Annotated in this window: 4 protein-coding genes and 3 pseudogenes; 5 read left to right on the forward strand and 2 right to left on the reverse strand. The window is 48.0% G+C overall.

The window, feature by feature from the left end:
* A pseudogene (locus BQ17_RS24300) lies at positions 1–461 on the reverse strand (hypothetical protein); the annotation flags it as partial.
* A 28-nt stretch (positions 462–489) separates the two neighbouring features.
* A pseudogene (locus tag BQ17_RS24305) lies at positions 490–789 on the reverse strand (transposase); the annotation flags it as partial.
* Between the two features lie 47 nt (positions 790–836).
* On the opposite strand from BQ17_RS24305, the gene BQ17_RS14610 reads away from it, so the two are divergent.
* From BQ17_RS14610 to BQ17_RS14630, 5 genes and pseudogenes are all read left to right on the forward strand, one after another.
* Entirely contained in the window at positions 837–1,166 is a 330-nt protein-coding gene (locus BQ17_RS14610; protein WP_176722447.1) for a hypothetical protein, read from the forward strand.
* A gap of 66 nt (positions 1,167–1,232) precedes the next feature.
* The gene (locus tag BQ17_RS14615; RefSeq protein WP_089728282.1) at positions 1,233–1,628 is read left to right on the forward strand and encodes a type II toxin-antitoxin system VapC family toxin; all 396 of its coding nucleotides are present in this window, start codon (positions 1,233–1,235) and stop codon (positions 1,626–1,628) included.
* Positions 1,628–1,855 carry a type II toxin-antitoxin system Phd/YefM family antitoxin gene (locus tag BQ17_RS14620; protein ID WP_089728277.1) on the forward strand — a complete coding sequence of 76 codons (228 nt, stop codon included), beginning with the start codon at positions 1,628–1,630 and terminating at the stop codon, positions 1,853–1,855. The genes BQ17_RS14615 and BQ17_RS14620 overlap by 1 nt, the downstream gene beginning before the upstream one ends.
* Positions 1,856–1,867: 12 nt before the next feature.
* Entirely contained in the window at positions 1,868–2,557 is a 690-nt protein-coding gene (locus BQ17_RS14625) for a JAB domain-containing protein (RefSeq protein WP_089728280.1), read from the forward strand.
* A 76-nt stretch (positions 2,558–2,633) separates the two neighbouring features.
* Positions 2,634–2,734, forward strand: a pseudogene (locus tag BQ17_RS14630) (type II toxin-antitoxin system RelE/ParE family toxin); the annotation flags it as partial.

The following is a 2,734-nucleotide window of genomic DNA, read 5'->3' on the forward strand; positions in this document are numbered from 1 at the left end:
ATACGACGCCCCTCTGGCTTGCTGAGAAGGCAAATTTGCGCAAAATATCCTAACCAGTCTGGAATCCATAAAGAGCCTTTCTCAAAATACCAACTTAATGGCCGGGCCACCGGACGCCGCTGGGTTTTGGGGATTTCACGTAAGCGCCAGCTTCCATCCAATTTACGCTGCATCTCATCCACAAAGGCGTCAGAGCCCAGATAGATCTGATTCTTGAGTTCCTCCCAGGGGGAAGGCTGATTGGTGCCCTCGGCGACAAATCGCCGATACGCTGTCTGCGCCTCCTGCTCGCGCTCGGCGAACGCGGCCAGTATCCAGTCGGTCTCCAGCCAATCCGGCGCTTTGCTGATGCCGGCCGTAAGTCCGATAATTGCTCCAGGGCCAGTCCCTGGCCGTGCGTACCATGCGGGCGCAAACCGGATTGAGAACGATGTAGCGGGATAGCTCCAGAAGATAGGCATCTTTTTGCACCAGGATGGCCTTATATCGACCCTGAAAGAGATGCCCCACCCGACGATGGATGCGGTTGAAGCGTTGGGTATACACGCCGTTTAACTGGCGCATCCCTGCGGAAAGGTTGCTGTCGGGGGTTTCGGCAAGCAGATGATAATGGTTCCCCATCTGACAGTAGGCGTGAACAACCCAGTTGAAGCGTTTGCAGACCTGCCCCAAGCCATCCAGCCACAGCTCCCGATCGCCGTCTTCCAAGAAAATAGCGTCCCGCCTATCCCCGCGCGAGGTGATGTGGTAAAGAGCACCGGCAAACTCGATACGTAGCGGCCTGGCCATGGCGTGAATCTACTCGATCAAGAGTCACGGATCAAGACCTGACCCCATTGATTCTGATGCCTTTCGATGCCACCGCACAGACCCCCTGGGCGGTGCCCTTTGCCTTCGAGGACTATCTGGAGTTGGTGGATTGGACAGGCCGGGCGTTACGTGCGGATAAGCCTGGTTATATCCAGGCGCAAGAACCCAAGATCCTCGCGCGACTGGACATCGATGGGGAGCAGTTTATCGGCTATTCTGAATATCTTCTCAAGGCGTTCAGAACGGCGGTCGGTGCACCGGCGTCGCTCGCGGATCTCTGCGCTCGTCGTCAGGCCAAGTATCTGCGTGGCATCCAAACTGCGCGAACGGTGTTTGTAGCCAAACAAGCGGCATGATAAGGTTTAAGTGGGTGGAGTCCGCTGTGAGGATTGGGTTATCCGTTCCCCGTCGAATGCATGACAATGAATATTACGATTGATACATCAGCTTTAATTGCTGTTATCGGCAATGAAGAACCAAAAATAAAAATCATTGAAATAACAGAAGGTTGCTCACTTTGCTCGCCAATATCTGTTCACTGGGAAATTGGCAATGCATTTTCAGCTATGTTCAAAAGAGAACAAATAACCATTGATCAAGCAAAGTTGGCGCTTGCAGCATATCGGGAAATACCAATTAAATTCATAGATGTTCCACTTGCGCAAACAATTGAGATATCATATGCACTCAATATATATGCCTATGATGCATATCTAATCCAATGTGCTCAACAAACAAGTACACCCTTGCTCACATTGGATAAAGGATTAAGCGTTGCAGTACAAAAGATAGGTATTCAGTTGTTGGAGTTAGAATAATGAGAGAATACAGTTTTAGAGAAGCACGTCAACACTTTGCCGCAATCTTAGAAGAAGCTAAAAGAGAGGGGTCTGTTTGTATTAAAAAAAGAGATGGAGAAGCATTTTTCATCAAACCAGCCATTTCAAAAAAGTCACCCCTCGATATTGAAGGAGTAAATCTTGGTATAAGTTCGTCTGAGATTGTAGATGTAATAAGAGAAGGGCGAGAAAGAAAATATAGCTAACAAGGCAATGCAATGGAAGTCAAACTAAGCAAACAACAAAAAATCACCGTAAATAGTGCGGAAGACATTTATCTGATCATGCGCCAGATTCTCCGTAGAGAGAATAAAATCGGGCAAGGTCAGGAACACTTCTGGATGGTGGGTTTGAATCAAGCCAACAAGATCCTCTATATCGAGTTGGTTGCTCTGGGTTCTTCCAACATGGCGGGCATCAACCCCAGAGAAGCCTTCCGAATGGCGATTTACAAGCTCGCCGTTCAGGTTATTATGGTCCATAACCATCCCGGCGCGAATGTGACGCCTTCCTACGAAGATCAGGACCTCACCGACCATTTTATTCAGGCGGGCAAATTTCTTAAAATCGAAGTGATCGATCATTTAATCATCAGCGAAGAAACCTATCATAGCTTTGTCGAGTCGGGTATCTTCAAGAAACTCCAGGCAAGCGAACGCTGGATTTTGCCTTATAAAGTCAAGAAGCGGATCAGGAATGAGGGTAAAGAAGAAGGTTTAAAGGAGGGTAAGGAGGAAGGGCTTCAGCTTGGGGAGAAAATTGGGAAAGAAGAGGGATTAAAAGAAGGGGAGAAGAAGGAAAAGGAAAGAGTTATTGAAATGGCAAAGGCCATGAAAACAGATGGAGAATCAATAGATAAAATTGTGAAATATACTCGACTTTCAATAGAAGAAATTAAAAAACTATAGAACCCAACCAGGCTAACCAGATAAGGGGCCAGGCTCAATTGATGGGTCGTTTTTCACGGCTCATTCGCCTAACTGTCAAGTCCCGCCAGGAAACAGATTGGAGGCTCTTGTGGGAAATCGTGCAGGCCAGCACAGCATTCGGATCAATAACCAATTTCGAGTGTGCTTCGAGTGGTC

This window comes from Candidatus Thiosymbion oneisti (assembly GCF_900092655.1).
Taxonomy (GTDB): domain Bacteria; phylum Pseudomonadota; class Gammaproteobacteria; order Chromatiales; family Chromatiaceae; genus Thiosymbion; species Thiosymbion oneisti.